This window comes from Thermoflexibacter ruber, from assembly GCF_900113045.1.
GTDB lineage: Bacteria > Bacteroidota > Bacteroidia > Cytophagales > Thermoflexibacteraceae > Thermoflexibacter > Thermoflexibacter ruber.
On sequence record NZ_FONY01000093.1, the window covers coordinates 4,029 to 6,741 of the forward strand.

Sequence of the window (2,713 nt, forward strand, 5' to 3'; positions counted from 1 at the left end):
TGCTGAATTTTCAACTTTTGGAATAAAAATATACCTTGTGCTTGGTTGCGGTGAAGTGCTACGAAACTCCCGCCTTCGCCAAGCCCTTTCCGTTACAGGCAAGCGTAGGACGACACCACAACACAATGACAGTTGACAACAAAAATGTAAATTTAGAACCTGAAATAAAGAAATAGAATAAAATGGCAAGACAAGGAGCAAGTAAATTCTTGCACAAAGCAAAGAAATCAAAAAGTGATGAGTTTTACACTCAATACATTGACATACAAAAAGAAGTTGAAGCCTATTTGGAGTATAACGCTGACACATTCAGAGGTAAAATAGTTTATTGCAACTGTGACGACCCATATGAAAGCAACTTTTTTCGGTATTTCATTTTGAACTTTGACCGAATTGGATTAAAACGACTCATTACTACAAGTTACAAACCCTCACCTGTTGCCAATACTCAATTAGGATTGTTTGTAGACAATGACACTGTTAAACAAAAAAAAGGTCGTCCCAAAATAACAGCCAACAAATTTATTATAAACTCAGTTGGTGACATTGACGGTGACGGTGAGTTCAGTTTAAAAGATGTTGCACTGCAACTAAAACAGAACAAAAAGAACGAGTGGTCACCATTGGACGGTGACGGTGATTTTCGTAGTGCTGAATCAATAGAATTATTGAAACAAGCCGACTTTGTTATAACCAATCCACCTTTTAGTCTTTTCCGAGAGTTCATAAAACAGCTTGTTGAATATGACAAAAAATTTTTAATAATAGGAAACATAAACTCACTTTCATATAGAGAGGTTTTCTCACTAATAAAAGAAAATAAAGTTTGGTTAGGAACAGGAATGGGTAGATGGATTTCAGGCTTTATAGTTCCTGAAACCTATGAGCTGTATGGCACAGAGGCGAGAATTGATGAAGATGGAAACAGAATAATAGCAACAAATAATTGTCTTTGGCTTACAAATTTAGACCACGGTAAGCGTCACCAACCTTTGCCATTAATGACCCTGAATGACAATATTAAGTTTAGCTCTCATAAAAATGTGAAAGGAGTTGGTTATAAAAAATATGACAATTATGATGCTATTGAGGTTCCATTTACTGATGCTATACCAAGTGACTATGAAGGAGTAATGGGTGTTCCTATTACGTTTCTTGATAAATATAATCCAAACCAATTTGAAATAATTGGTCAAATGGTTACTACAAAAGTTGATGACATAAACCACGGCTATCCTTACGTAGATGGGAAAAAGCTATTTGCACGAATACTGATAAAAAAGAGAGTAAATTAAAATGGAAACAACATTAAGAACAGAAATTACTGTAAAGGAAATATGCGATGGTTTTGTTTATAGCGAACTTGAAGGCAAAGGGTTATTTGGGCTTTCAGGAAAACTTACAATCCAACCAGAATATCAAAGAAATTACATTTATGCTTCTGAAGGCGGCAAAAGAGAAGTAGCTGTTATTGAATCAATCTTAAAAGGTTATCCAATTGGCTTAATCTACTTCAACAAAGTAAACGCTAACAACTTTGAAGTTTTGGATGGTCAACAGCGTATCACAAGCATTGGACGTTTTGTGACTAATAAATTCGCAATAAAAGACGAAAACGGAAATGAACAATTATTTGGTGGTTTTGCCCTTGACAAAAAGAACAAAATATTAAACGCTAAACTTCTTATCTATGAATGTGAAGGGACAGAAAGTGAAATTAAAGAATGGTTCAGAACTATAAACATTGCAGGTGTTCCTTTAAATAGCCAAGAATTGCTGAATGCAGTTTATTCAGGTCCTTTCGTCACATTGGGCAAAGAAGAATTTAGCAATAGTAAAAATTCCAATATCCAAAAGTGGAGTGCTTACATTTCAGGTAGTGCAAACCGTCAAGACTTTTTAGAAAGAGCTTTGGAATGGGTAAGTAAAGACAATGTTAGCGAATATATGAGCCGACACAGGTTTGACAACAACATTACGGAACTGAAAGACTATTTTACAAGTGTGATTGATTGGGTTTCTACTGTATTTACTGATGTTGAAAGCGAAATGAAAGGGCTTGAATGGGGCAGACTTTATGAAACTTATCGGAAACAACCCTACAACTCAAAGACAGTATCAGATGAAGTTAAAAAATTGTATGGCGACCCGTATGTGAAAAATCGCAGAGGAATTTTTGAATATATACTTGGAGGTTCAACAGACACAAAACTTTTAGAAGTTCGGGTTTTTGACGATGCGATAAAAAAATCTGTTTATACAAAACAGACAGCAGAGGCAGAGAAAAAAGGTGTTTCAAATTGCCCATTATGTGCATTAGGACACGACAGCAATAAAACTAAAATTTGGAAACTTGCAGAAATGGACGCAGACCACGTAACAGCTTGGAGCAAAGGCGGTGCGACAGACATAAAAAATTGCGAAATGTTATGCAAGACACACAACAGAGCAAAAGGTAATAAATGACGACAACAAACAACGGAAAGACAGAACGCCAGCCTGTAACAGCGGCTTGGCGTAATGGCGGGTGCAGTGCTTCGTATGACAGTTTTGTGGTAGGTTCAAGTGCAGTTCTTCGATTGAACTTTTGTGCTAATAATCCGCCACTACGCCAAGCCGCAAAACGTTGTACGTTATTTTGGAAAACCAAACAGTAACAGCCATACAACCAAACAGATAATAAAGTAAATACTCAATTTTGACAAACTTAAAG

Annotated in this window: 3 protein-coding genes; all 3 read left to right on the forward strand. The window is 36.1% G+C overall.

Going from position 1 to position 2,713, the window contains the following annotated elements:
* The first annotated feature begins 182 nt into the window (after positions 1–182).
* The 3 genes from BM141_RS22145 to BM141_RS22715 are packed head-to-tail and all read left to right on the forward strand — an operon-like array spanning position 183 to position 2,657.
* Complete coding sequence (locus BM141_RS22145; RefSeq protein WP_091549612.1) at positions 183–1,295, forward strand: adenine-specific methyltransferase EcoRI family protein; 1,113 nt, start codon at positions 183–185, stop codon at positions 1,293–1,295.
* Position 1,296: 1 nt separating this feature from the next.
* Positions 1,297–2,466, forward strand: a complete 1,170-nt coding sequence (locus BM141_RS22150; protein WP_091549613.1) for an HNH endonuclease family protein — start codon at positions 1,297–1,299, stop codon at positions 2,464–2,466.
* The gene (locus BM141_RS22715; protein WP_143091084.1) at positions 2,463–2,657 is read left to right on the forward strand and encodes a hypothetical protein; all 195 of its coding nucleotides are present in this window, start codon (positions 2,463–2,465) and stop codon (positions 2,655–2,657) included. Before BM141_RS22150 ends, BM141_RS22715 begins: the two co-directional genes overlap by 4 nt.
* Positions 2,658–2,713 lie beyond the last annotated feature (56 nt).

What these genes read in the sequence shown, in the direction of transcription:
- BM141_RS22145 (WP_091549612.1), top strand. Translation starts at nt 183, where the DNA reads ATGGCAAGACAAGGAGCAAGTAAATTCTTGCACAAAGCAAAGAAATCA.
- BM141_RS22715 (WP_143091084.1), top strand. Translation starts at nt 2,463, where the DNA reads ATGACGACAACAAACAACGGAAAGACAGAACGCCAGCCTGTAACAGCG.
- BM141_RS22150 (WP_091549613.1), top strand. Translation starts at nt 1,297, where the DNA reads ATGGAAACAACATTAAGAACAGAAATTACTGTAAAGGAAATATGCGAT.